This is a genomic window from Belliella buryatensis, from assembly GCF_900188245.1.
GTDB lineage: Bacteria > Bacteroidota > Bacteroidia > Cytophagales > Cyclobacteriaceae > Belliella > Belliella buryatensis.
The window spans coordinates 108,504-134,079 of sequence record NZ_FZOK01000009.1 but is presented as its reverse complement, the minus strand read 5'-3'; the positions used below and the strand labels follow the sequence as shown (position 1 = coordinate 134,079).

Annotated in this window: 22 protein-coding genes and 1 pseudogene; 8 read left to right on the top strand and 15 right to left on the bottom strand. The window is 38.8% G+C overall.

Annotation, left to right across the window (positions count from 1 at the left end):
• Complete coding sequence (locus CHB66_RS10760) at positions 1 to 345, bottom strand: phage holin family protein (RefSeq protein WP_089240761.1); 345 nt, start codon at positions 343 to 345, stop codon at positions 1 to 3.
• A gap of 63 nt (positions 346 to 408) precedes the next feature.
• Positions 409 to 1,020, bottom strand: coding sequence for a YkgJ family cysteine cluster protein (locus CHB66_RS10755; protein WP_089240759.1), 612 nt, complete (start codon positions 1,018 to 1,020; stop codon positions 409 to 411).
• Positions 1,021 to 1,218: 198 nt separating this feature from the next.
• Between CHB66_RS10755 and CHB66_RS10750 the strand changes: the two genes are divergently transcribed.
• The 7 genes from CHB66_RS10750 to CHB66_RS10720 all read left to right on the top strand — a co-directional run bounded on the left by CHB66_RS10750 (position 1,219) and on the right by CHB66_RS10720 (position 10,428).
• Complete coding sequence (locus CHB66_RS10750; RefSeq protein ID WP_089240757.1) at positions 1,219 to 1,950, top strand: LOG family protein; 732 nt, start codon at positions 1,219 to 1,221, stop codon at positions 1,948 to 1,950.
• Positions 1,951 to 1,952: 2 nt separating this feature from the next.
• On the top strand, positions 1,953 to 2,897 hold the full coding sequence (locus tag CHB66_RS10745; RefSeq protein ID WP_089240755.1) for a lytic transglycosylase domain-containing protein: 945 nt from the start codon (positions 1,953 to 1,955) through the stop codon (positions 2,895 to 2,897).
• 115 nt (positions 2,898 to 3,012) lie between these two features.
• The gene (locus CHB66_RS10740; RefSeq protein ID WP_089240753.1) at positions 3,013 to 4,677 is read left to right on the top strand and encodes a hypothetical protein; all 1,665 of its coding nucleotides are present in this window, start codon (positions 3,013 to 3,015) and stop codon (positions 4,675 to 4,677) included.
• 138 nt (positions 4,678 to 4,815) lie between these two features.
• A complete protein-coding gene (gene uvrA, locus CHB66_RS10735; RefSeq protein ID WP_089240751.1) occupies positions 4,816 to 7,644 on the top strand; it encodes an excinuclease ABC subunit UvrA in 2,829 nt (942 codons plus the stop codon).
• An 85-nt stretch (positions 7,645 to 7,729) separates the two neighbouring features.
• Positions 7,730 to 8,782 (top strand): sensor histidine kinase, encoded by a 1,053-nt coding sequence (locus tag CHB66_RS10730; protein ID WP_089240749.1) that lies wholly within the window; start codon positions 7,730 to 7,732, stop codon positions 8,780 to 8,782.
• Positions 8,783 to 8,794: 12 nt separating this feature from the next.
• Entirely contained in the window at positions 8,795 to 9,532 is a 738-nt protein-coding gene (locus CHB66_RS10725; RefSeq protein ID WP_089240747.1) for a LytR/AlgR family response regulator transcription factor, read from the top strand.
• Positions 9,533 to 9,672: 140 nt separating this feature from the next.
• The gene (locus CHB66_RS10720; protein WP_089240745.1) at positions 9,673 to 10,428 is read left to right on the top strand and encodes a LytR/AlgR family response regulator transcription factor; all 756 of its coding nucleotides are present in this window, start codon (positions 9,673 to 9,675) and stop codon (positions 10,426 to 10,428) included.
• A gap of 85 nt (positions 10,429 to 10,513) precedes the next feature.
• On the opposite strand, the gene CHB66_RS10715 is transcribed toward CHB66_RS10720, so the two are convergent.
• From CHB66_RS10715 to CHB66_RS10695, 5 genes are all read right to left on the bottom strand, one after another.
• The gene (locus tag CHB66_RS10715) at positions 10,514 to 10,867 is read right to left on the bottom strand and encodes a hypothetical protein (protein WP_089240743.1); all 354 of its coding nucleotides are present in this window, start codon (positions 10,865 to 10,867) and stop codon (positions 10,514 to 10,516) included.
• A 281-nt stretch (positions 10,868 to 11,148) separates the two neighbouring features.
• Complete coding sequence (locus tag CHB66_RS10710) at positions 11,149 to 12,495, bottom strand: PhoH family protein (protein WP_089240741.1); 1,347 nt, start codon at positions 12,493 to 12,495, stop codon at positions 11,149 to 11,151.
• A gap of 211 nt (positions 12,496 to 12,706) precedes the next feature.
• Positions 12,707 to 13,276, bottom strand: a complete 570-nt coding sequence (locus CHB66_RS10705; protein ID WP_089240739.1) for a porin family protein — start codon at positions 13,274 to 13,276, stop codon at positions 12,707 to 12,709.
• 255 nt (positions 13,277 to 13,531) lie between these two features.
• Positions 13,532 to 13,807 carry a hypothetical protein gene (locus CHB66_RS10700; protein WP_089240737.1) on the bottom strand — a complete coding sequence of 92 codons (276 nt, stop codon included), beginning with the start codon at positions 13,805 to 13,807 and terminating at the stop codon, positions 13,532 to 13,534.
• Positions 13,808 to 13,885: 78 nt separating this feature from the next.
• Positions 13,886 to 15,037 (bottom strand): lycopene cyclase family protein, encoded by a 1,152-nt coding sequence (locus CHB66_RS10695; RefSeq protein WP_089240858.1) that lies wholly within the window; start codon positions 15,035 to 15,037, stop codon positions 13,886 to 13,888.
• Between the two features lie 135 nt (positions 15,038 to 15,172).
• Between CHB66_RS10695 and CHB66_RS10690 the strand changes: the two genes are divergently transcribed.
• The gene (locus CHB66_RS10690) at positions 15,173 to 16,876 is read left to right on the top strand and encodes an amidohydrolase (protein WP_089240735.1); all 1,704 of its coding nucleotides are present in this window, start codon (positions 15,173 to 15,175) and stop codon (positions 16,874 to 16,876) included.
• An 82-nt stretch (positions 16,877 to 16,958) separates the two neighbouring features.
• Here CHB66_RS10690 and CHB66_RS10685 read toward each other — a convergent pair whose 3' ends face one another.
• The 8 genes and pseudogenes from CHB66_RS10685 to CHB66_RS10655 form a co-directional block, all read right to left on the bottom strand.
• The gene (locus CHB66_RS10685; protein WP_089240733.1) at positions 16,959 to 17,408 is read right to left on the bottom strand and encodes an SRPBCC family protein; all 450 of its coding nucleotides are present in this window, start codon (positions 17,406 to 17,408) and stop codon (positions 16,959 to 16,961) included.
• Between the two features lie 158 nt (positions 17,409 to 17,566).
• Complete coding sequence (locus CHB66_RS10680; RefSeq protein WP_089240731.1) at positions 17,567 to 18,436, bottom strand: KilA-N domain-containing protein; 870 nt, start codon at positions 18,434 to 18,436, stop codon at positions 17,567 to 17,569.
• 156 nt (positions 18,437 to 18,592) lie between these two features.
• A pseudogene (locus CHB66_RS17295) lies at positions 18,593 to 18,739 on the bottom strand (tyrosine-type recombinase/integrase); the annotation flags it as partial.
• Positions 18,740 to 19,035: 296 nt separating this feature from the next.
• Positions 19,036 to 20,835 carry an acyl-CoA dehydrogenase family protein gene (locus tag CHB66_RS10675; RefSeq protein ID WP_089240729.1) on the bottom strand — a complete coding sequence of 600 codons (1,800 nt, stop codon included), beginning with the start codon at positions 20,833 to 20,835 and terminating at the stop codon, positions 19,036 to 19,038.
• Between the two features lie 63 nt (positions 20,836 to 20,898).
• Entirely contained in the window at positions 20,899 to 21,255 is a 357-nt protein-coding gene (locus CHB66_RS10670) for a four helix bundle protein (RefSeq protein WP_089240727.1), read from the bottom strand.
• Between the two features lie 128 nt (positions 21,256 to 21,383).
• A complete protein-coding gene (locus tag CHB66_RS10665) occupies positions 21,384 to 22,559 on the bottom strand; it encodes an acetyl-CoA C-acyltransferase (protein ID WP_089240725.1) in 1,176 nt (391 codons plus the stop codon).
• A 96-nt stretch (positions 22,560 to 22,655) separates the two neighbouring features.
• Positions 22,656 to 23,027: a four helix bundle protein gene (locus CHB66_RS10660; RefSeq protein WP_089240723.1), complete on the bottom strand. Its 372-nt coding sequence runs from the start codon at positions 23,025 to 23,027 to the stop codon at positions 22,656 to 22,658.
• Positions 23,028 to 23,160: 133 nt separating this feature from the next.
• Positions 23,161 to 25,566, bottom strand: coding sequence for a 3-hydroxyacyl-CoA dehydrogenase/enoyl-CoA hydratase family protein (locus CHB66_RS10655; RefSeq protein WP_089240721.1), 2,406 nt, complete (start codon positions 25,564 to 25,566; stop codon positions 23,161 to 23,163).
• Positions 25,567 to 25,576 lie beyond the last annotated feature (10 nt).

Below are 25,576 nucleotides of genomic sequence, written 5' to 3'. Positions count from 1 at the left end.
TTATTTCTTTTTGTTACGGAATAAAAAAGCTCTAAAAAAAGCCCTGAATGATGATAATATTCCATCAGATTCTCTCAATAAATATAGAAACACAAAAAGGAGTAAATAAAACAAACTCACATACAAAAAGCCCATATATGGTGAGTAGAGCTGCTCTCCAATATAAAATGCCAGTGATATGCTTGCAAACAATAAGATCATCAAAGAAGCTAATCCCATCAAAATCAGTATAAAGATTCTAGACAAGATCTCTGAAAATTGTTCCTCGATCTGATTTTTGACAAGCTGAATTCTTACTTCTATCAGCTGCTTGATGGTCTGTACGATTTCTGAAACGTTCAGCATAGATATAGTTATTTAAAAATTCTTTTTTTACAATTGACTACAATATACAGTAAAAAGCTGGCATCAAAAATTATCTATACCCTCAGGCTCATTGTTTTCAGTATAAAACATATAAGTCATAACTGTCTCTAATGCCTTTTTTATTGCAATATTGATTGGAAATTGCTCCTTGGTCAACTGAAAATCAATGTTATATAGCTGTGAATAAAAATCCCCACTCGATGGGACAGCTGCACCTTCCTTGATGGCAGCAGCAGTTTGTTGATATGCTTCAGATTTTTGTTCCTTGATGATTTTGCAGGTAATCAGTTCTTTTTTTCCTTCTTTATTTCTTCTTGCAGCACTACCGAATAAGCGACAAATCATGCCCCTGTTGGCATAATCTGAGCAAAATCCAGACTTCGCATCCGCACTGAATGACTTATAGACTATGCAATTAGCTCCTTCTCCAACCTCATCAAGTAACTCAAGTGCTTTTTCTGCTTTTCCTTTTTCATAGAGATCAAATGCCAAAGGCAGAAACTCCAGCACTGAAGCATGTACATTGGGATTGGCACAGCAAGCCCCACAGCCTGCTATACAAGAGAGCTGACTGGTCTGCATGAAGGACTTGATTTCAATATCTAGTTCATCAAATACCTTCCTGACTTCCAGGGACTTTTCACGTAAATTCATAGGATCGAAAATAAAAGCCTGCGAAAGTAATACCTCTACTCATCTAAAGCAACAAGTATTTTTGAATGCAACTTTTTTTAATAAGAATTCATTATTACCAAGGTTTGTTTTCCTTCTCAAGAAGAAAAATCTAACTTTACGAGCTTAAAATAACTTTTGAGCCACTTTAAATCGTTTTTTAATAAAAGATCAAAAATTATGAGTGAAAATAATGGTCACATAGACCCAAAACAAGAAGAAAGAATCCGTAAAGCCTTCAAGGAAAGAGATTGGAACGAAATCAAGAGTGCCGACTCTTGGGCGATTTTCAAAGTGATGTCTGAATTTGTAGAGGGGTTTGAAAAGTTGGCTAAAATCGGACCTTGCGTCTCAGTGTTTGGTTCAGCAAGGACACCAAGAGATCATCATTATTATAAAATGGCCGAAGAAATAGCTGCCAAACTTGTGAGACATGGATACGGTGTTATCACTGGCGGTGGTCCAGGTATCATGGAAGCTGGCAACAAAGGAGCACATTCTGAAAATGGAAAGTCAGTAGGTCTGAATATTGTACTCCCTTTTGAGCAATTCAACAACATCTACATCGATCCAGACAAGTTGATTACATTCAACTACTTCTTTGTAAGAAAAGTGATGTTCACCAAATATGCCCAGGGTTTCATAGTCCTTCCTGGTGGGTTCGGAACATTAGACGAGTTGTTTGAAGCGCTCACATTGATTCAAACCAACAAAATAGGAAGGTTCCCAATAGTTCTTGTTGGCAAGAAATATTGGTCTGGAATGGTGGATTGGCTGAAAAACACGATGCTAGAAGAGAAAAATATCAATGCGGAAGACTTAGACCTATTCTCTATCGTTGACAATCCAACAGATGCTGTAAAAGTGATCGATGATTTCTACAGCAAATATCTCTTATCACCAAACTATTAATTTTGAGAAGGTATCATCTTTTCATTATCTATGGACTCATAGTCCTCCTTTTTGGGCTCATTTTGTTGTCTTCAAGGCAGCAAAATGAGCCTCAAGTTCCCTATGAAGAGATCTATCTTCAACAAGAAACTGGTGAAAATATCAGGATACAGATCCCAGATGCTAGAGCCAAGCTTTTTGAATTACCAAAAGAAATTAGCTTTGCTGGAGAAAATGTCCCTTTAGATATTGAAGATGTCAAAGAGCGACTTGAACGCGAAATCTATGTGAATGCCTATTGGCAATCCAATATGATTTTATTAATGAAACGATCAGGAAAATACTTGCCAACCATAGAAAAAATCCTGAAAGAAAACGGAATACCTGAAGATTTCAAATACCTCGCCATGGCTGAGTCTGGGCTGATGAATGTTGTCTCTCCTGCAGGAGCAAGGGGTTTCTGGCAATTTATGCCCAATACAGCCAAAGAGTATAACCTAGAAGTGAGCAATGATGTAGACGAAAGGTACCATCTCGAAAAATCTACGCTTGCGGCTTGTAAATACCTCAAATCCGCTTACAGTAGGTTTGGTAACTGGACGTCTGTTGCTGCAAGTTACAATATGGGCATGAGTGGACTTTCGAGAAGAAAATCTGAACAGAAGCAAAATAATTATTATGACCTGCTTCTCAATGATGAAACAAGTCGATATGTATTCAGACTTTTGGCATTCAAGGAAATTTTTGAAAATTCAGAAAAATACGGGTTCAACCTCAAGCAAGACGATTATTATCAAATGCCTGATTTCAGAGAAATAGTAGTGAGCGATAATATTAGTAATCTCTCCGATTGGGCAATCAAACACAAAAGTAATTACAAATCTCTGAAACTGTACAACCCTTGGTTACGCTCAGATAAGTTGAGAACTGCAAGAGGAAAAGCCTACATAATCCAAATTCCGATATAAGGCTATCACAAGCTTCTTAGTAAAGGAAAAGTCTATGTGTCAAAGGACTGATTGCAGAAAGTCCTAAATTTTTCTATATTCATACCCTGCAACCTTAACTTTTCAGGGAATTTTTATGAAGAAATGGACAATAATTGCCTTAATCGCTTTGGTCATTCTAATCCTAGCTTTGAGAGGGATCCCATATATGATCAACGTCTATTTGAATCAAAATGCCGATACCATTGTCAGCAACATGATTACTAGGACGAGTGGATTTGAAAATCACCATGTCAGTTTTGGGAAAATAAGATTAGATTACAATTATGCTGGAACATATTTGGATATTGAAGATATCAAAATCAAACCTACCGAAGAATTACGCTTAGAACAAGCAAGTTTTGACCTCCACCTCAGTCATGCTAAAATTACTGGATTCAAATGGAAGAATTTTCTCTTCAACAATACCATAGCAATCGATTCTGCCAATCTGAAAAATTTACTAATTAAAAGCATCACTCCCCCAATAGACTCTATCTATCTAGAAAACATTTCTGAGAAAAAGGAGAGGAAAGATTATGATTTGATAGCAGCAAACCATATCATACTTGAGAATTTTAACCTAGAGAATAAAGACCTCCAATCTGATTCAACTAGACTTACCATAGAGAAGCTATCAGTAAATGCTGAAAACTTTCATTTTACCAAAGAAGATATATCCAACCCTAACTCACTTTTTGGCGCAGGAGCTATTCATGGAGAAATCGATGAAGTGTCTCTACATTTTGATGAGTTCAGGCAAAAAGTTGCTATCCAAGAACTCCTTTTTGACACCAGAAACCAAGGCTTGTCTATTGGAAATTTTTCAGTTATCAACAAGCTTGATAAGTTTCCTTATACACAAGCTTTCAAATTGCGAAAGCCATGGCTCCAACTCAAAGAAGGTAAAATGGATATCGTAGGAATGAACTTTGAGTCATTTCTCAAAAAAGGAATTATAGAGATTGATAGTCTAAAAATCAGCCATATTCATCTTGAGGTATTTAATAACAAAAAAATACCTGAAGATATGGAAAGGAGACCTGCTATGGTTCACGAAATTTTTCAGACAATCCAAGTTCCTATGGCAATTAGAAATACTATTTTGAACAATGGATACCTGAGAGTAGAAGAACAGCCAGAAAAAAGCACACCAAAAACAGCACACCTTTTCTTTTCCAACTTGAATGCGCAAATTAGTGAGTTGAGTAACTTAGAAAATGGGCTAGAAAGCAATGAGTTGTCACTCAAAGCTAATGCGCTACTGATGGGGAAAGGAAAAATTGATCTTGCACTGAGCTATGCGCTAGATGATAGCCTAGGTAACTTTCACCTGCGAGGAACACTTGGCCAAATGGCCCTCAGTGAAGTCAATACCATGATAGAACCTGAAGCAAAAGTAAGTCTCAAATCAGGGGTGATCAAGAGGCTTGACTTTAATATTTATGCAAATGATGATGATGGTCATGGAGAAGTGATTGTCCGGTATGATGATTTAGAAATTGAGCTTTTGAATGAAGATTACCAAAAAGACAATAATATCCTTAGAAAAATAGGTTCATTTCTAGCCAGTAAAGTCATCATCAAGTCCCAAAATCCAAAGAAAAATGGAGCACTCAGAAAAGGACCTGTTTATGCACGAAGAGTCAAGCACAAATCTATGTTTAACTATTGGTGGCAGCTTATTTTTTCTGGATTGAAATCTACTGTCACAGGTGAGGAACTTGAAGAACTCAAAGCCAAGGAGCTACAGAAAAGCTAAATCAATGCTCCTCGCATCATTAATCAAACAGCTAAACTATATCCCTTGAAAATAGGTTTACCAATCGCAGTGCATCTTGGGATAGCAGTTATTAAATCCCTATTTTTGCAAGCTTGATATCTAAAGGATTAGCCCTTCATGACAGACCCGATCACCGACAAACAAGAATTCATCGAAATATACGGTGCCCGTGAGCACAACCTCAAAAATATCGATATTGAAATTCCTCGCAACAAACTTGTAGTCATCACTGGCCTCAGTGGAAGCGGCAAAAGTTCTTTAGCTTTTGATACTATCTATGCAGAAGGACAGCGGAGATACATGGAGAGTTTTTCGGCCTATGCTAGATCATTTTTGGGGGGTATGGAAAGACCAGATGTGGACAAGATCAATGGACTTTCCCCAGTGATATCTATCGAACAAAAGACCACTTCTAAAAACCCACGCTCTACTGTAGGAACAGTCACAGAGATTTATGATTTCATGCGATTGCTCTATGCCAGAGCTGGTGAAGCCTATTCTTATCTCTCTGGCCATAAAATGATCCGACAAACGGAAGATCAAATCATCGAACAGCTTTTTGAAAACTTCAGTGGTAAGAAGCTCTATATTTTGGCTCCTGTAGTCAAAGGAAGAAAAGGACACTATAGAGAACTTTTTGAGCAGATTCGAAAAATGGGATTTTCCAAAGTGCGTGTTGATGGCATTGTCTTGGAGATGGTACCCAAAATGCAGGTCGATCGGTACAAAATCCATGATATTGAAATTGTCATAGACAGGATCATTGCAGAGGAAGAAGACCGCTATCGCATTACACAATCTCTCAAAACAGCGCTTCAACATGGGAAAGGCGTAATCATGCTACGAGATGAAGAAGGAAATATCCATCATTTCTCCAAGTATCTGATGGATCCCACCACTGGTCTTTCATACGACGAGCCTGCACCGAACAATTTTTCATTCAACAGTCCTTATGGCGCTTGCCAAACCTGTAATGGATTAGGTGTAATTGAAGAAATCACCAAGGAAAACATCATTCCCGACCCCAAACTCAGTATCAGTAGAGGGGGAATTGCTCCTCTTGGAGAATACCGAGATATCTGGATTTTCAAAAAAATAGATGCTATACTCAAGAGATACAAGTGTAGCATCTCTACTCCAATATCCAAGCTTCCCGAAGAAGTCCTAGATGTCTTGCTCTATGGAGACAAGCAGGAGGTAGAGGTTGACTCAGTCAAATACCCTGGAACTAAATGGACTACAACTTTCGAAGGGATCATCAACTTCCTGACCAAGCATCAAGAAGGAAGCTCTGACAAAATTCAACAATGGGTCAGTGAATACACTACTACCAAGACTTGTCCTGATTGTGAAGGCTACCGATTAAAGAAAGAAGCGCTACACTTCAAAATAGCGGAAAAACATATCGGTGAGCTGGCAATGATGGACATCAATACCCTTGGATCATGGTTTGCAAACATAGAATTGCGGATGACAGACCGTCAACAAGTGATTGGGAAGGAAGTCCTCAAGGAAATCAGAAAGAGAATTGGCTTTCTACTAGATATTGGTCTTGATTACCTTTCACTAAATCGCCCTTTGAGAACACTCTCAGGTGGGGAAGCACAAAGAATCAGGTTAGCTACTCAGATCGGCACACAGCTGGTAGGTGTCCTCTATATACTGGATGAACCTAGTATTGGACTACACCAAAGAGACAATGTCAAACTGATCAAAGCACTTCAAGACTTAAGAGATTTAGGCAATTCCGTCATCGTGGTAGAGCATGACAAAGATATGATGCTAGAATCTGATTTTGTAGTGGACATAGGTCCTGGAGCAGGACGTCATGGCGGACAGATTGTCGCAGCAGGAACTCCAAAAGAATTCTTGAGCCAAAAAAGTATTACCGCTAAATACCTTTCCAATGAACTGAGAATAGAAGTTCCTAAAACAAGGAGAAAAGGCAATGGAGAAATATTAAGCTTAAAAGGAGCAGAAGGTCACAACTTGAAAAAAGTAGACTTGAAGCTTCCACTAGGGAAAATGATCTGTGTCACGGGTGTATCTGGCTCTGGAAAAAGCTCCTTGATCCACGAGACCTTATATCCATTACTCAACAGCCACTTCTACAATTCCAAAAAAGAGCCCCTTACTTACAAGGAAATCAAAGGGTTAGAGTACCTAGATAAAGTGATCGAAGTAGATCAATCACCGATCGGAAGAACCCCAAGATCTAATCCAGCTACCTACACTGGAGTATTTACTGATATCAGAGCGCTATTCACAGAGCTTCCCGAAGCAAAAATCAGAGGTTACAAACCCGGTAGGTTTAGTTTCAATGTCAAAGGAGGTAGGTGTGAAGACTGCGAAGGTGCTGGTATGAAGCTCATTGAAATGGATTTCTTGCCAGATGTTCACATCCCTTGTGAAACATGCAAAGGCAAACGCTACAACAGAGAAACACTAGAAGTTCGCTTCAAAGGAAAATCTATCTCCGATGTATTGGATATGACCGTAGAGCAAGCGGTAGAATTCTTCGAGTTTCAACCCAAAATTCTAAGAAAAATACAAACACTCAATGAAGTTGGCCTAGGTTACATTACATTGGGACAGCATGCAACCACCCTTTCCGGAGGAGAAGCACAACGGGTCAAGTTGGCCACGGAGCTGTCCAAAAAAGATACTGGAAAAACTTTTTACATCTTGGACGAGCCGAGTACAGGACTTCACTTCCAAGATATTGAGCTACTGATGCAAGTATTGAATAAATTGGTAGACAAAGGAAACACTGTATTGATTATTGAACACAACTTAGATATCATCAAAGTGGCAGATCATATTATAGATATGGGGCCTGAAGGTGGAGATAAAGGAGGGCAAATTGTCATAGAAGGTACACCGGAAGAAGTAGCCAAAAACAAAAAAAGCTATACTGCGAAGTTTCTCAAAGAAGAGCTAAAATGACGATTTGACAATCAAACAAGCTATATACCCATTGACATAATAGGATATAAGACTAACTTTAGCTTGATTATCTTTGAGTTCAGGCATGAATAGAATCAAATTATACTGGATATTACAAATTTTGGGTTGGTCGGGTTTTGCCTTGATCAACCTTTTCTTTGTATCCCTAGAACGAGGGATTTCGCCAGTACAGACAGGAGCCTTTTTCACACTTGCTGCTTTTTATTTGATATCTACACATGGACTCCGCTATGTCATAAAAGCATACGGCTGGTTCAATCTTAACTTTTCACAACTGATTTGGAATACTTTTTTGGCTTTGCTAGTCTTGGGAGTCTCTAATACCATTGCCCAAATTATCATTAACCTGATTTTTGATACCCTGATTCCAAGTATGGACCTCAGGCCTTTAGTATTGGCTGTAAATACCTTTGTGAGTTTTCTGTTTTATTCACTATGGGTGATGCTGTACTTTATTTTCCATTTTTTAGACAATTACAATCAATCCCTGAAATATAAAGCCAAAATCAACGAAATACAGCTCAATCATCTCAAATCCCAGCTCAATCCTCATTTTATATTCAATGCACTCAATAGTGTGCGGGCTTTAGTGGACGAAGATCCAGCCAAAGCTAAATCTGCAATCACCCAATTATCAAATATCCTGAGATTCTCTCTGATGATGGACAAAAAGCGTGTAATTGATTTTGAAAATGAATTCAATACAGTCAAGGATTACCTCAATTTAGAAATGATCAGGTTTGAAGAAAGGTTGACTGTGAAATATGAAATAGAACCTGAGGCATTCGACTATAGAATTCCTCCGATGATGCTTCAAACGATCGTAGAAAATGGTATCAAACATGGGATTTCCAACAGAGTAAAGGGAGGAGAAATCATGATCAAATGCTATGAAGGACTGACCGATGACTTATACATTCAAGTAAAAAATAGCGGACAGCTCAAAGGTCAACCTTTTGGAAAAAAGAAAGATGGAGAGGGTCATGGTATCACTAATACAATACAACGCCTCAAATTGATCTATGGAGAGCGGGCATCCTTCAAAATATTCAATTCCGGAAGCGATTTTGTCATCACTGAAATAAAAATTCCAAAACAAAACCTTACATTAGGTTAAAATTTCAAAGAAATGCGAGCACTTGTAATAGACGATGAAAGATTGGCCAGAAAAGAGCTAATCAATTTATTATCTCAATACGACCATGTAGAAGTAATCGGCGAAGCCAATAATGTGGATGACGCCAAGGAGAAAATAGATAATCTCCTGCCTGATGTGGTTTTTCTGGATATTCAGATGCCTGAAAAAACAGGCTTCGACCTTTTGGAAGAATTAGACAATGTTCCGCATGTAGTCTTCACCACTGCCTATGATGAATATGCACTGAAAGCCTTTCAGGTCAATGCCTTAGATTACCTACTAAAACCAATAGAACCCAAAAGATTGGGTGAAGCTATAGAACGACTTCAGAAAAAGCTCCAAGACCAAAACCAAAAACCTTCGGAAAGGGATAAAGACAGCGGAGATAAAAAACTCACACTGAATGATCAGGTTTTTGTCAAAGATGGTGACAGGTGTTGGTTTGTCAAGCTAGAGCACGTGCGTCTTTTTGAATCTGATGGAAACTACATCAAGGTATATTTTGACAACAATAAGCCGATGATACACAAATCTCTCAATGCACTAGATGAAAGATTAGACGAGAAATCTTTTTTCAGAGCAAGTAGGAAACACATCATCAATTTGAGCTGGGTAGAAGCTATAGAACCTTGGTTCAATGGTGGCTTGGTAGTTACCCTCAAAGGAGGAGACAGAATCGAAGTCAGCAGGAGACAAGCAGCAAGATTCAAGGATATGATGAGTCTTTAAAGCTTTTTTTATAAAAAAATCAGAAAAATGGGAAAACTATTGATTCTCCAAACTATATTTTGTAAATAGAAATGTTTAATTTCGTATACACAAAAATTGATTTGTTCACAGTAATCACGCCATATTTCCCATAACCATATATGAAAGAGGAAAGAATTCTGATCGTCGAAGACGACGTAAATATTGCGGAAAATATCGAGGAGATTCTCGAGCTTTTAGGTTATGTCAATATTGATATAGCCAACTCTGCCAATCAGGCCATCAAAATCATCAAGAAGTATAGACCTGATATGATTTTTATGGATATCAAACTGAAAGGTGACAAAGATGGTATCGAGCTAGGTGAAATCCTGAAACAAATGGTCGATGCACCATTGGTATTTGTGACTTCATATTCTGATCCTACCATCATCGAAAGAGCCAAGAGAATCAATCCTGCCGGCTTTATCGTAAAACCATTCAATACGAATGACATTCATGCAATCGTCGAAATCGTACTATACAATAAGCGAGTAAACCCTGTATCAGATGCTGCTTCTGTCAAGTCAAAAGACGAAAGCCCTTACTTAGTCACTGACGCAGTCTACATCAAAGCTGACAATGCTTATGAAAAAGTACCATATACGGACATCTATTATGTAGAAGCCAATGGCAATATGGTGACAATTTTTACCAAACATAGAAACTATACGATCAGAAAATCTATGAAGGATATGGAGGAAAAACTTCCTTCAAATTTGTTCTTAAGGGTACAAAAATCATTCATTGTACAACTTGGACAAATTGAAAACTTCAATACCAAAGAAATAACCTTAGAATCAGGTGCTGTTGTTCAAGTAGGAAGACAGTATTACAACAGCTTCCTCGCTAAGCTGAACACCATTACGGAAAGCTAAAAATCGACTAGTAGTTTTAAAATACCAAAAAAGAGGTGAGCATGGCTCACCTCTTTTTTTATCATTAAACCAAACAATCAAAATTTTAGCTGACGAGGTAAAACTCGTGATTACCTGAGGCCGTAATAAAGTCACACTTCCTGAAAAGGCCTTTAAATTTTTGCTCCAACTCGGCTTTATCCCCATAAAACTCAGCGACTACTTCACCGTGTTTGTTGATAAAAGTAGCCGTGGGCTCCTGCTTGATATTGCTTAGATCGATCTCGACCAACATTTCTTGTTGATCAGCGATTTTCAGTTCTTCCATAGCAGCAATTTCATTTGCTTGCTCACCTTTCAATGTCGCTCCCTGCGCATTAGCTGTCCATACAATCGTCAATGCCATGATTAATCCTAAAAAGGCACAAACATTTTTCTGAGTTAAAACTGTAGTATTCATATGTATTTCTTTTAAGTTCTCTGCTTTCAAAATATCCGATTCAATTGCGGACTATACACCTATGCCAAAACTTGATCCAAAAAATATAAGCTATTGATAATAAGCTGATTAAATGATTTAACAAAAAACAGATGTGTTCATTTTCGCACAATAAAAGAAATGGAATAGTACAACGGTGTACCTAATTTTCTTAGAAAGTTGGTTGCAAAAGAATTGTTAAAAAAAATAAATCCAGCTAGTTATAGGAAACTAGCTGGATTTGATAAGTGGCAACATCAATATTATAATAGTTCATTGGCCAGATTAGCCAATTCAGAACGCTCTCCCTTTTCTAGCTTGATATGCGCATAAAGCGGGTGATCCTTGACCCGGTCAATCAAGTAGGAGAGTCCATTACTCTGAGAATCTAAGTAAGGTGTATCAATCTGGAATACATCACCGGTAAAGATAATCTTGGTATTCTCTCCTGCCCTGGTGATGATGGTTTTCACTTCATGCGGAGTGAGGTTTTGGGCTTCATCTACGATAAAGAAAATATTGGACAGAGATCTACCCCTGATATATGCTAGGGGCTGAATTACTAACTTTTCTTGATTGACGAGTTCTGTGATTTTTTGATATTCCTTGTCTGATTCCTTGAATTGATTTTGGATAAATTTTAAGTTATCCCAAAGTGGCTCCATGTAGGGGTTCAACTTGGATTTAATATCTCCAGGAAGGAATCCGATGTCCTTGTTGCTCAAGGGAACTATTGGCCTTGCTAAATACACTTGCTTGAAATCCCTGCGCTGTTCCAATGCTCCTGCCAAAGCCAAAAGCGTCTTGCCCGTACCAGCTACTCCTTGAATGGTTACCAACTTCACTCTTGGGTTTAGAATTGCGTGCATAGCAAAAGTCTGCTCCGCATTTTTCGGCTTGACATTGTAGGCAAGCTGCTTATCTACTCTTTCCAGTCTATTGTCTTCAGCACTGAAATAGGCCAATACAGAATTCTTTTCATTCTTGAGGATAAAGTAGCCATTAGATTTGATCTTTTTCCTTCCGAAGACCAACTTGGCCTCAATGGAGTGGGATTCATAAAGTTGATTGATGGCATCGATATCTACATTTTCAATGATAAATTTACCAGTATTTTCTAACTCATTGATGTTTTTAATTTTACCAGTCTCATAATCTTCTGCATAGATATCGAGAGACTTAGCTTTGAGTCGTAAATTGATGTCTTTACTAACCAAGATGACCTTTCTACCCTTTTCAGTCTGCTTGAGATGAAGGGCTGCATTGAGGATTTTATGGTCATTTTTCTCTTCACCAAAGATCTCGTTGGCATTGAGGTTATTATCAGGATTCATCAAAACCCTAAAATAACCCTTGGTCTTCCCATTGAGTGGTGTCCAATTATGAATCATATTGTCCTTTGATAAGTCATCAAGAAGTCTGATAAACTCCCTTGCTTCAAAGTTTTTGGTATCATTCCCTTTCTTAAACTGATCGAGCTCTTCCAATACAGTAATCGGGATGACCACATCATGCTCTGCAAAGTTCATGATGCTATTGTGCGCATATAAAATGACAGAGGTGTCTAGCACAAAGATTTTTCGGTCTTTATCGGATTTAGCTCTAGGCATAGGTTAGAAAATTTAGCGGTTGTTAGTTGTCAATAAGTTAGAAAAATAATAGAAGGATTACCATGCAAATACTTAAAATTCACATACCATCAGAAAGGAAAAGATATATTGTTTTGATTTTCAATGTTATAAATTCCTAAAAAGCATGAAAAAATATCAAAAGAAAAAACCTGCCAGGATCTTAAGACTGGCAGGTGAAACAAAAAAAGTATTAATGCTTGTGACCCAAAAGATAAAATACTCCCAATTGGAATCCTCTATTTTTAAAATCATTGGATGCATTCTCACTGATATTCGTCATTCCTAAGTTATATCTAGCATCAACTCCAAATCCTGAGGGAGGGTGCACATAACTAGCACCAAATCCAAGACCTAAGTCGATGTTTTTAAACTCATTTTTCACATCCACCTTGTTATCACCAAGAACCGACTTTGCACTTGTCAAGACTCCTAACTGGGGTCCTGCTTGTATTCTAAATCCATTGTCAAACATATACTGCAGCAAGATCGGTACGTTGACATAAGCAAGATTGAGCGAGTTGTCAGAGTTAGCAAACTTTGCTCCCTGAGTAGAATAAACAAGTTCTGGTTGAAGAGCAAATTTTTGAGATAGATGAATATGACCTAGCAAGCCTAAATGAACGCCTAGCATTGGATCAAAATTACTGTTGGATAAATCGTAAAGATTCAATCCTCCTTTGACTCCTAGATGAACTTGCTGCGCACTGATCGTACCCGTAATCACCATTGCACAAAGGAAGGTTAATATTTGTAATCTCATTGTTTTCAATATTTAGTGTTTGGTCAATTGAAAACAGAAAATATGGACATTCCAATTTTAAGTTATCTGGTCTAAAATGGTTTTAAATTTCTATAACCAGTCAATCGAAATACAGTATAGCATTTATGATGCCCCGATTGCAATGGGCTACCAAATGATTTGATAATAATTTTGAAAAGATAGATATCATGAATATCCGCGCTCATTAAAAGGCTATAAAAAGAAAAAGCTGAATCCTAAGATCCAGCTTTTAAATTAGTTTTTATCATTATTGACTTCCACTTCCACATTTTTTGTCTTGACAGAACCTCCATCTTTATTGATTTTGATTTGCGTCCCAGCTTCTTTCTCGGTTTTGACTTCGATTCTTGTTTCTTTGACTACTTCTTTTCCAGCTTTGTCATTACATCCAAAAGTCATCATCAATGCAAGTATTCCAATTATTCCTAATAGCTTCATACTACTGTTTCTATTTTTACTGTGAATAAAAGAATTAGTCAAAAGCTGTACCACAAAATACAAGGAACTCATAATCGATCCATTTTTTATTGTTCAAAAGTCCTCACTCAAAGAGGAGTCAGGATTGTAGAATAGAAAAGATGCTAACATTCAAAACAACTGCCTCATTCCCGAAGTAAAAAATGGCCAGAAAGGTACACTGTCTCTGATTTTGAACTCTTCCCAAAATCCACTTTCATTGGCCAAAAAAGCAAGTATGCGCTCTGGGTCATTGGCTTTGAAGAGACTACTGAACAAAAACTCTCCCTCCACTTTCTTCTGCAACAAGACATCTAACAAAACCATGTCATACCACTGAAACATTTTCTCTCTGATAGAAAGCTGCACCAAAGGGGATTTATCCGCAGCTAGCAAAGCTACTATCCTGCTGACTTGGGCTTGGACAAACTGAAAGGTGTAGCCAGAACTAGCCTTGGTATGTCCACCAGCTGTTCCAATATGGATAATTCGCTCTTGTGAGCCCATACTGCTAGGAAACTTAGCCATCGTCATGGGAATCACACCAAACTCCCTATGCTCAATCTTAAAATCTTCCAATCCAAGTTTATTTTCTATATAATTCTCCAGCTCTTTCTCGTATTCATGCTTATCGAGAACCCGCTCCGAGAACAAGGTATATTCCACCAAGGCTTCAGTATCTGAAATGGGAAGTACATACATGAATGTTGTCCCATGATGCTGAGATAGAGTAAAATCCATCAAAGTACCTACTTTACTATCGAACACAGGAGCTTCTGTCTTGATAAACCAGCCCATGAAATGCTGCAAAAGTGTATTTTCTTCGTTCATATTTGGATAAAAGAGTCCTGTGGAGTTGAAAATAAACTCACTCGTAAATTTACCTTGGTCTGTCCGCACCAATACCTCTTGCCCATTATCTTCAATGGCTAGGATGCTAGCTTTCAAAAATTTCACATTGGAAAACTGGCTGGCAAAATCCAAAATATGACTATAAAAGTCACCCGACTGGATCATCTTATAGCTGTATTCCTTCATCTTAAAAGTTTTGGATACTGTAGGCGAAAAAAACTGCAAAGTCTTCCATTCTTTGGCCACCAAATGTTGAAATTGGCTAGGCTGCTTTTCCCAAAAGCACCAAGTTCTGTCATTTTGGTTTTTATCAACATTATCTACAACCAAGATTTGCTTATGCTGAAGCACATCATTTTTCAATATGGCATAAAGTAGGCTTAGGCCTGCCATTCCTGATCCAGCCAGAATATAGTCGTAATTTTTCTCCATCAAATTCACTTCAGCGGTATTTACCAAACATGCATATTAATCCCGAAGATTACAAAATGTTTAAACATCCTTTACAGCAATGGTTTGGAACAGCGCTCAAAAAATTCCTAGATTTGAGGTAGAACACTATAAATTATGAAAAATACATTACTCATTACTTGCTCCTTGATGCTGCTTTTTTCCTGTGGAAATCAGAAAGATTCAGCAGACAAGGTATTTATCAACGGCATCATCTACACTGTGGAAGATGACCAACCTACTGCCGAGGCAGTGGCCATCAAAGATGGAATTATCTTGGCCGTAGGCTCGCAAGCAGAAATAGAGGCATACATCGGCAAAGATACCGAGACCATAGACCTACAAGGTAAGACCATGACCCCTGGTTTGATTGAATCCCATGCACACTTGATGGGAATTGGCTACAATAAACTCGATATAGACTTAATGTATGTCAAGTCATATGACGAATTGGTAGAGAAAGTCGCTGAAGCCGTGGCCAAAGCCGAGCCAGGAGAGTGGATCACAGGTAGAGGCTGGCATCAAGACAAATGGATCGAAATGCCTGATAAGACAGTCAGTGGATTTCAGACCCATGATCAGCTCAGCGCTATCACACCTGATAATCCCGTCTACCTAGCTCACGCTTCCGGACATGCTTCATTTGTCAATCAGAAAGCCATGGAACTAGCTGGAATTACCACATTGGGAAGTGAAAAGCCTATCCGAGAAGTAGAAGGAGGAGAAGTCATCCTAGATGAAGTAGGCAACCCAACGGGAGTACTGGTAGAAACTGCCTCAGGATTGGTTAGCAAACTGATCCCAAAAGACACACCAGAAAGAGCTGAGAAAGCTTTGGAACTGGCTTTGGAAGAATTGGCAGCGAAGGGAATCACCTCTTTCCATGATGCAGGTGGCAATCAGGATTTGATAGATCTTCTAGAAAAATTCCAGAAAGAAGGGAGGCTGACAGCAAGAATGTACGTCATGCTCTCTAGCCGAATTCCTGAGCTACTTGAAGCATGGTATGTCAAAGGGCCAAAGATAGACCCAGATCACATGGTCACAGTACGTTCTATCAAACTCAATATGGATGGGGCACTTGGTCCATGGGGTGCTTGGCTGTTGGAAGATTATTCAGATAAGCCTGGAAGTAGAGGACATGAAACCATGCCGATCGACAGGGTGAGAACAGTCGCTGAAAAAGGCCTCCAACTCGGTTTTCAAGTAAATTCCCACGCAATCGGAGACAGAACCAATAGAGAAGTATTGGACAGATATGAGGCGGCTTTTGCAAAATACCCTGAGGTGACCGATCACAGGTTCCGTGTAGAACATGCCCAGCACCTACATCCAGACGATATCAGCAGATTTGGAGAATTGGGTGTGATTGCGGCGATTCAGGCGATTCACTTGAGTTCGGATAGACCTTGGGCGATAGGAAGACTGGGTGCCAAGAGAATCAAAGATGGAGCTTATGTGTGGCAAAAGTTACTTGGCTCAGGAGCCGTGATCTCCAATGGTACAGATGCTCCAGTAGAACCAGTAGATGCGCTACCATCCTTTTACGCTTCTGTTTCTAGAAAAACATTGAAAATGACTCCTGAAGGAGGATATGAACCAGACCAAAAACTGACCAGAGATCAGGCTTTGAAATCTTATACTTTGGCAGGTGCTTATGCAGAATTTGAAGAAGACTTCAAGGGTTCTATCAAAGTAGGCAAAGCAGCTGATTTCACCGTTTTTGACCAAAATATCATGGAGATACCAGAAAACGAAATTCTCAACACCAAAGTAATGATGACTGTAGTTGGTGGGAAAATCGTCTTCAGAGCAGAGTAATCACATCATACAAAGTTCATTTTAAAGGGGTTCTTATCAGAACCCCTTTTTTATTTTCTTGATTAATTGATAGTTAAAAAACTTACTCCTTACCAGCTTTTTGATCTACCAGCCTCTTTAAGCTTTCTTTGATAAAATACGTCCAGCCTGCCCGGCAACTTGCTCTGCTAAATTCAGGAATCTCATCATTAAAGTCTTCTAGAACTTCATGTGTCAAGCTCAACTCGGTCTTGCCTCCCAAATCTCTCAATTCAAAAGTTACATTAGAGTCACCTGCATAACCTTTGTATTTCCAGTTATAGGAGATTTTCCTAAGTGGTGTTACTACTGTGACCTTCCAACAATGTGGAAAAACCCTCTCTTCGTTTTCAACCACAAACTCAGTCTCAAATCCAAGCACTGCCTGAAATTCTGGTATGTTTTCGAAATACCACTGAACCATCAATTCACGCTCGGTCAGGTATGACCAAAGCAGCTCAATTGACAGATCAAAAGTTTCTCGGACTAGGATGGGGGCATCTGATTTTTTCATGGTTGGGACGTAATTAAGTTATAACGGGGTTCAGCTTGGAGATTGCGGGCTTTCGGAGCCGATCCATTCATTTTTTCTCCTAACTTCTAAAAGATACTAAACTTTCTATTTACTCTGAACCGACCGCTTGCTCTTAGGTGATGTTAGCATTTTGTTGTTTATATCTTCTTACCTGCATCTAAATAGGTAGTCTCAGAAAGCTTTTTTATTGATTTTATAAAATCTTTGTTATCTAGGGTAGCTAATTGCGATTTTGCTATTTTCCTTAGTTGAATAAACCTGTCTTCCTTGTTCTCTTTTCTCTCAATCAAGATAGCATTCACATTTTCAAGATTTGATAAGACAACCAATTCATTGATGCTTGCAAAATCTCTAATGTTTAACCCCTTGTCCGAATGTTCCTTATTCACTTCCCTCCAATCTTTAGCTGTACAACCAAAAAGGGCTACATTTAATAAGTCTGCTTCTTCTGCATAAACCAACCACTCCTTATCTTTCAAATAGTTTTTGTCAGGAATAATGTGATTTTTGATTGCTTCAGTATGGATGTGATAATTGGTTTTTGTCAAGATTCTTTTCACATTCCATTCCAAGTTGTATTGATTTGTCTCAATTTCTTTTAGTCGTTGAAACTCCTTGATAAGTAGTAGTTTGAACAAGGGACTTATCCATGAGCCAAATTCAAAAGCTATGTCTTTATGGGCATAAGTTCCTCCATATCTGCCTGACTTTGAAAAAACGCCAATTGCATTAGTAGCTTCAATCCACTTTCTAGGTGTTAAGTTAAAACTGTTGAGCCCTGCCTGTTTTCTAAAGGTGTCGAATTCGACAGGTTTAAAATCAGGGTTGTGTAAAGTTTCCCAAAGGCCGATAAACTCAACTGTATTTCTGTTGCGCATCCAGTTTCTAATATGGTCTTCACCTTCCTCACCCCTTACCATATCTGTTAGGCATATGTAATCTTCACTATTCTGTTCAATTATGGAAATTGATTTCTTATCTACTTCTATTTTAGATGTTTTTGCCATACAAAAAGTTTTTTCTAAAAATAACAAAATTTTGGATGATAGGTGGTTTTACAATAAACGCTAACATTTTGCTTTCCTTTTTAGAGGAAAGCATTCTTATTTAGGACGCTTTTCTCTGTTATAGAGGAAATAACTTTTTTAAAATATATTCAAAAATTAAATATCTAGGTTATCTAAAGGACTAATTATTTGCTCAAACCCTTTAGTTGTCACATGAGTATAAATCTACGTAGTCTTAGGACTTTCATGACCTAATAAGCTTTGAATATACCTGAGATCCGTCCCTTGTTCCAATAAATCTGTGAAACCTCTTCCTCACTTAACACCTCAGGAAGTACTTTCTCTCTAATGGGCCTATCCACATGACAGTATTTCTTTTCTCCACATTTTACCTTCTCAAAATAAAAAGCCTCCGGTTGATCCGAGCCTTATTTTATAAATGAACGATTGTCCAATGGGTAAAGACCTTCGGGGGTTTTTGGAAACACCAAAGGACTTGCGTTGCTAATGACTTTGCAAAAAATTAGCCCCTGATCTCTCAGAGGCTATTTTCATATACAAACTTTGTGTCTTAGCACCTTCGTGGCAAAACCACTTACTTAAGAAAAAGGATACTTACCCTTCTCTATCATATAATCTGCTATCTGTCTTCTCAGGGTCTTGGTATCTACGAGATCCATCTTGGTAAAGCGCTTCAAGCCCATCAACATCACTTTCTGCTCGTCGCCCTTGGTGAAAGAACCGATTGCTTCCTTCGCCGCAGCATTGATCCTATCTACAGCCGAAGATAAATAAACCTGAGACATAGCTATCTGATGCACGCAAGCTTCTTCACCTCTCAAACTTACCAGCTTTTGAGTACGAAGAATAGCTGATTCTGCTGCATAGATTTCGACCATCACATCGGCTAAGTTCATCATGATTTCTTGCTCCGATTCTATTTTATCTTGCAATGCCATGGCCGCTTTGCCTCCTACCATCAGGAAGACCTTTTTCAATTTCTTGATCACCTCTTTTTCAGCAGCAAAAAGCTCCGAAGTGTCGATAGTGTCAAAACTTGGTACGGAGGTCAGTTCTTGAGAAACTGCCATTGCTGGCTCAAAGAGGTTGATTTCACCTTTCATTGCTCTCTTGAGTACCATACCCACCATCAGCATTCGATTGATTTCATTGGTGCCTTCGTATATCCTCACAATTCTAGCATCTCTATATGCTCGCTCCATTGGTGCATCGGCCGAATAGCCCATTCCTCCATAAACTTGCACACCTTGATCTACTACATAATCGAGGACTTCTGAACCGTGAACTTTAGAAATTGCACACTCGATCGCAAATTCTTCAACACCTTTGAGCTTGGCTATAGCATCTTCCATTCCACTTGCTACAAGATCATTGATCCGATCTTCGATATCTTGTCCCGCTCGATAGGTCAGAGATTCTGATACATATGTTCTGATTGCCATTTCTGCCAATTTGGATTTGATAGCACCAAAAGTATTGATGCTTACTCCAAACTGCTTACGCTCTGTAGAATATTTGATCGCTTGAGAAATCACTTCGCGAGCACCATTCAAAATCCCTGATCCTAACTTGATTCTGCCAATATTCAGGATATTCACAGCAATTTTAAATCCATTTCCTCTGTCAGAAAGCATATTTTCTGCTGGTACTTTGCAGTCATTGAAGAAAACCTGACGAGTTGAGGATCCTTTGATACCCATCTTTTTCTCCTCTTCATTCATGGTAATTCCACCAAAGCTCTTTTCTACAATAAATGCAGTCAGATTCTTATCATCATCGATTTTGGCGAAAACAATGAAAATATCTGCAAATCCTGCATTCGAAATCCACATTTTCTGCCCATTGATTAGATAATGCTTACCATCTTGAGAAAGAACAGCTTTAGTCTTACCACTATTGGCATCTGATCCTGCATCGGGTTCGGTTAAGCAGTAGCAGGCTGCCCATTCTCCAGTAGCTAGCTTTGGTAAATACTTTGCCTTTTGATCTTCTGTGCCATAGTATAATATTGGTAAGGTACCGATTCCTGTATGGGCACCATAGGTGGTTGAAAATGACCCCGCCGAACCCACAATATCTGCAATCAACATAGAGGTATTGAAGCTCATGCCCATCCCACCATATTGCTCCGGAACTGAAATTCCCAATAAACCTAATTCACCAGCTTTCTTAAAGATATTAGGAATGATTTCCGGATTTTTCATACTGTCAATCTCTTCGATATTCGGAGTGATTTCTGTATCAATAAAATCCTGACAAGCCTGCGCCATCATTTTTTGTTCTTCATTGAACTCTTCAAAAATGAAGATGTCTTGGGCATCAGTTTCCTTGATCAGAAACTCGCCCCCGTTGATTGATTGTTTTGTTATTGTATTCATAATTAGAGACTTTAGATTCAAGACGTAAGACATAAGACAAGCCATATACCTACGAACAAGTCATTACTTTTTTTCAAATTTTGTGATTAAAGCGTAAAACATTTTCTGAATTTCAGTTAGCTCGGTAGTTACTTCATGGAATAATTCATTTTCAACATATTCAAGTTCAAAAGCTACATACAATTGCGTTTCCAATTCACAAATTGATCCGTGAGCGATCTCTAAGAAATTTGCAAACTCACCATCTGTTCTTCTTCCTGCTCCTTCAGCAATATTTGAAGGAACAGAAACAGCACTTCTTCTGATTTGGGAAATAAGACCAAATCTTTCTTCTGCGGGAAAAAGTCGAGAAACCTTATAAACTTGAACTGCCAATTTGATAGCTCTTTTCCACACATTCAATTCTTTATAGTTGTGCATAGGATAAAATTTTAGATGTTCTTAAAAGGTTATAATCTACTAATCAGATCAACTGTAATCTGGCATATTGAAAGAACGTAAGAATTATAAATAAACCAATCTTACATCTTACGTCTAATATCTTCAATCTACTTTAATAGCTCAAACACTCCTGCTACACCTTGTCCTCCTCCTACACAGGCGGTGACCATGCCGTATTTTTTATTTTGTCTGCGGAGCTCATTGAAGAGCTGGACAGAAAGCTTGGCTCCGGTACAGCCTAGTGGGTGACCGAGCGCAATGGCTCCACCGTTGACATTGACGATATCTGGATTCATGTCCAAGGATTTCATCACAGCAAGACCCTGTGCTGCAAATGCTTCATTCAACTCTATCAAGTCAATCTTATCCAAGGTCAATCCCGCTTGTTTCAATGCCTTAGGCACGGCTTCCTTGGGACCTATACCCATAATTCTAGGCTCTACGCCTGCTACGGAATAAGACATCATCCTTGCGATGGGCTCTAGATTCAATTCCTTTACCATCCGCTCTGACATCACCACCACAAATGCAGCCCCATCAGAAGTCTGAGAAGAGTTACCCGCTGTCACCTGTCCTCCTTGCTTGAATGCTGCTCTCAGATTGGCAAGTCCTTCTAGAGAAGTTCCTTTTCTTGGACCTTCATCTGTATCGACTACATATTTTCTAGTCTTTCGTTTGCCCTTTTCATCTAAGTAGGTTTCTTCTACTTCCACAGGGACAATTTCATCTTTGAATTTACCAGCTTCTATTGCAGCCAGAGCTCTGTCATGAGAGCGAACAGAAAATTCATCAGCTTGTTCTCTGGTGATATCATAATCTTTGGCAAGTTCCTCTGCAGTAAGTCCCATGCTGAGGTAATAATCAGGAGTCTCAGAAGCTATCTTCCAGTTAAGTGAAGTCTTATAACCCATCATAGGCAATAGAGACATGGACTCTGTACCTCCTGCGATGATACAATCAGCCATTCCAGCTTTGATCTTCCCTACCGCCAAAGCAATGGCTTCGAGTCCAGAACCACAGTATCTATTGATGATAAATCCGGGATTGTCTATACCTAAGGCCAAGAGTGAAATCATCCTTCCCATCTGCATGCCTTGCTCAGCTTCGGGGATGGCATTACCGACAATGAGGTCATCGACCATCTTTGCTTCGAGTCCTGGTGTCTGTGCTACCAAATGCTTGATGACATCCGAGGCCAAATCATCTGGGCGATAAAATCGAAAGCCCCCTTTTTTGGCCTTCCCTACCGCCGATCTATATCCATTTACTATATATGCTTCCATTTTTATGTTTCTATTGAGGTTAATGTTTATTTCAGGTTTGTTGTGTTTTTTTTTGAGAAATAAGAGATAAGAAATAAGAATCAAGAACCAAGAAGGTCAATACGAGTTAGATTCAACGGATGAAATCAAGCCATTGATCATTCTTTGTACCTCAGTGATATCTTGATCCAAGATTTGAAATTCTTCATCATTTATTAAACCGACCAAGTTTGCAATGATTGCTTGTGTTTCTAATTCATAACTTTTACCCAAACTAATATCAAGGGAATTGACAAATGATTTTGAAGTACTTTTTGCAGTGCCTTCTGCAATATTTGAAGGAATAGAAACGCTGGCTCTCCTCATCTGTGATGTTATTCCAAATTTTTCTTCGGATGGAAATGACTTAGTCGTTTTATAAACCTTTACAGCTAAATCACCAGATTTTTTCCAGACATTTAAGTTTTTGAAATTATGCTTGATTTTCATATCCTTCAATTTTTCAGTTTGACATATACTACAAATAAAACCTCTTTCTTTACTCCTTTATCATGCTTCTTTGCTCTTGTCTCTTGCTTCTTGCTTTTTTACTCTTGTTTCTTGCTTCTCAAATCTCTCCCTTCTAATTCCTCAAGGGTTTACCTTTGAACAATATGCTGTGGATACGCTCAAGGGTTTTCTTCTCGCCGGTCAAGCTCAAGAAAGCTTCTCTTTCTAGATCTAAGAGGTACTGCTCACTTACCAAAGTTGGCGCAGATAGGTCTCCTCCAGACATCACCCAGGCTAGCTTCCTGGCAATTTTGGCATCATGGTCTGATATGTATGCACCATATTGCATTCCTGTGATACCTGCTTCGAATAATGCCAAGGATGTTTTTCCTAATACTTTGATATCCGTACGCTGTGCGGCTTGGGTATAACCTACCTCACTTAGTGCCAATACTTTGGCTTTGGCCTCTGCGAGTTGTCGCTTTCTATTGAGTGTAATACCGTCTTTGTCTTGCAAATACCCTAAGCCATAAGCCTCAGCAGCTGACATGGAAACTTTAGCAGTGGCGATATTCATGAAGTATTCCTGTAGTCTATTCAATTCGACATCACCTTCCTTGATCTGATCTGAAAATCTTAGGGTCATCTCTTTGGTGCCACCACCAGCAGGAATCAATCCTACTCCAAATTCTACCAAACCCATATACAATTCTGCATGCGCTTGAACTGCATCTGCGTGAAGTGATAGTTCACATCCACCACCCAATGCCATATTGTGAGGAGCTACTACGACAGGCACTGAAGAGTACCTTGCGCGCATCATGGTATTTTGGAATCCAGCGATCATGAGATTGATCTCATCATACTCTTGATCACCAGCAAACATAAATAGCATGGCTAGGTTAGCACCAGCTGAGAAATTGGCTCCTTCATTACCAATGACCAAGCCTTTATAGGATTTCTCGGCCATCGAGATGGCAGTATTGATTCCTTCTATCACTTCCTGGCCTAGGGAGTTCATCTTGGTGTGAAATTCCAGACCTATCACATCATCACCCATGTCATAAATGGTAGCACCAGCATTGCCCCAGATTTTCTTATCTGCTGCCTTGAGTGTATCTAGAATAATAAAATCATCTAAGCCTGGAATTGGCTGATAAGATTTTGCATTGATATCGTAGAATTTCTTTTGGCCTCCTTCGACTTTGTAGAATGTATTATGTCCAGCTGCAAGCATTTCATGTACCCAAGGCGCTGCTTTTTCGCCTGATGCTTCCATTTTCTCTACTGTTTCCTTGACCCCGAGTACATCCCAGGTCTCAAAAGGTCCCAATTCCCAACCGAAACCTGCACAAACAGCTTGATCTATTCGGTAGGTTTCATCAGAAATCTCTGGAATTCTGTGAGAGCAATATTTAAACAAGTCATAGAACGATGTTCTGTAGAATTCACCTGCTTTGTCATCAAAATTGACTAGGAATTTGATTCTCTTTTTGAGGTCTTCTATTTCTTTAGATGCTTCAAGCGCTTTGAATTTTGGCTTTTCTACATCTTTATATTCAAAAGTTTTTAAATCAAGTTCTTTCAGCTCTTTGCTTCCATCTTTATGACGAATCATTTTGAAATAGCCTTGACCTGTTTTATCTCCCCACCATTTATTATCATAAAGTACCTTGACGATATTAGGGAGCTTGAATTTATCTCTTGACTCGTCATGCTCAAGCGTTTTGTAAAGGTTGTTCGCCACATTTACGGTGGTGTCTAGTCCTACTACATCCATGGTACGGAAAGTCGCTGACTTGGCACGGCCAATAATTGTTCCTGTAAGTTTATCAACTTCTGATACGCCCATTCCCATTTTTTCAATAGCGTGCATCCCCGATATAATGGCATATACTCCTATTCTATTGGCAATAAATGCAGGAGTATCTTTACATAGAACTGTTTCTTTACCAAGGAACCTATCTCCATAATCCATTAAGAAATCAACAATTGCCGGATCGGTTTTAGGTCCAGGAATAATTTCCAAAAGTCTAAGGTATCTAGGTGGATTGAAAAAGTGTGTTCCAGCAAAATTTCTCTGAAAATCCTCAGATCTTCCTTCACACATCAATTGCATAGGAATGCCGGAGGTATTAGATGTAATCAAAGAACCCGGCTTGCGGTATTGCTCTACCTTCTCAAAAAGTGACTGCTTGATATCCAATCGCTCCACTACTACTTCCATTACCCAGTCATAATCCTTGATTTTGGATAAATCATCATCAAAATTACCCGTAGTAATAAGCGATATGCTTTTAGAATCATAAAGTGATGCTGGCTTGCTTTTCATGGTACTTTGAAGAGCTGTATTCACAATACGGTTGCGGACATCTTTATGCTCTAAGGTTAGTCCTTTTTTGGCTTCTTCTTCATTAAGTTCGCGAGGAATAATGTCGAGCAAAAGAACCTTCACGCCAATATTGGCAAAATGACAGGCTATCCTCGATCCCATTACTCCTGAACCTAAAATGGCTACTTTCTGAATGCTTCTTTTCATTGTATCTTAT

Excerpts from the sequence above, each read along its gene's own strand:
- CHB66_RS10760 (WP_089240761.1), bottom strand. The coding sequence starts at position 345 with ATGCTGAACGTTTCAGAAATCGTACAGACCATCAAGCAGCTGATAGAA.
- CHB66_RS10755 (WP_089240759.1), bottom strand. The coding sequence starts at position 1,020 with ATGAATTTACGTGAAAAGTCCCTGGAAGTCAGGAAGGTATTTGATGAA.
- CHB66_RS10750 (WP_089240757.1), top strand. The coding sequence starts at position 1,219 with ATGAGTGAAAATAATGGTCACATAGACCCAAAACAAGAAGAAAGAATC.
- CHB66_RS10740 (WP_089240753.1), top strand. The coding sequence starts at position 3,013 with ATGAAGAAATGGACAATAATTGCCTTAATCGCTTTGGTCATTCTAATC.
- uvrA (WP_089240751.1), top strand. The coding sequence starts at position 4,816 with ATGACAGACCCGATCACCGACAAACAAGAATTCATCGAAATATACGGT.
- CHB66_RS10730 (WP_089240749.1), top strand. The coding sequence starts at position 7,730 with ATGAATAGAATCAAATTATACTGGATATTACAAATTTTGGGTTGGTCG.
- CHB66_RS10725 (WP_089240747.1), top strand. The coding sequence starts at position 8,795 with ATGCGAGCACTTGTAATAGACGATGAAAGATTGGCCAGAAAAGAGCTA.
- CHB66_RS10720 (WP_089240745.1), top strand. The coding sequence starts at position 9,673 with ATGAAAGAGGAAAGAATTCTGATCGTCGAAGACGACGTAAATATTGCG.
- CHB66_RS10715 (WP_089240743.1), bottom strand. The coding sequence starts at position 10,867 with ATGAATACTACAGTTTTAACTCAGAAAAATGTTTGTGCCTTTTTAGGA.
- CHB66_RS10710 (WP_089240741.1), bottom strand. The coding sequence starts at position 12,495 with ATGCCTAGAGCTAAATCCGATAAAGACCGAAAAATCTTTGTGCTAGAC.
- CHB66_RS10705 (WP_089240739.1), bottom strand. The coding sequence starts at position 13,276 with ATGAGATTACAAATATTAACCTTCCTTTGTGCAATGGTGATTACGGGT.
- CHB66_RS10700 (WP_089240737.1), bottom strand. The coding sequence starts at position 13,807 with ATGAGTTCCTTGTATTTTGTGGTACAGCTTTTGACTAATTCTTTTATT.
- CHB66_RS10695 (WP_089240858.1), bottom strand. The coding sequence starts at position 15,037 with ATGGAGAAAAATTACGACTATATTCTGGCTGGATCAGGAATGGCAGGC.
- CHB66_RS10690 (WP_089240735.1), top strand. The coding sequence starts at position 15,173 with ATGAAAAATACATTACTCATTACTTGCTCCTTGATGCTGCTTTTTTCC.
- CHB66_RS10685 (WP_089240733.1), bottom strand. The coding sequence starts at position 17,408 with ATGAAAAAATCAGATGCCCCCATCCTAGTCCGAGAAACTTTTGATCTG.
- CHB66_RS10680 (WP_089240731.1), bottom strand. The coding sequence starts at position 18,436 with ATGGCAAAAACATCTAAAATAGAAGTAGATAAGAAATCAATTTCCATA.
- CHB66_RS10675 (WP_089240729.1), bottom strand. The coding sequence starts at position 20,835 with ATGAATACAATAACAAAACAATCAATCAACGGGGGCGAGTTTCTGATC.
- CHB66_RS10670 (WP_089240727.1), bottom strand. The coding sequence starts at position 21,255 with ATGCACAACTATAAAGAATTGAATGTGTGGAAAAGAGCTATCAAATTG.
- CHB66_RS10665 (WP_089240725.1), bottom strand. The coding sequence starts at position 22,559 with ATGGAAGCATATATAGTAAATGGATATAGATCGGCGGTAGGGAAGGCC.
- CHB66_RS10660 (WP_089240723.1), bottom strand. The coding sequence starts at position 23,027 with ATGAAAATCAAGCATAATTTCAAAAACTTAAATGTCTGGAAAAAATCT.
- CHB66_RS10655 (WP_089240721.1), bottom strand. The coding sequence starts at position 25,566 with ATGAAAAGAAGCATTCAGAAAGTAGCCATTTTAGGTTCAGGAGTAATG.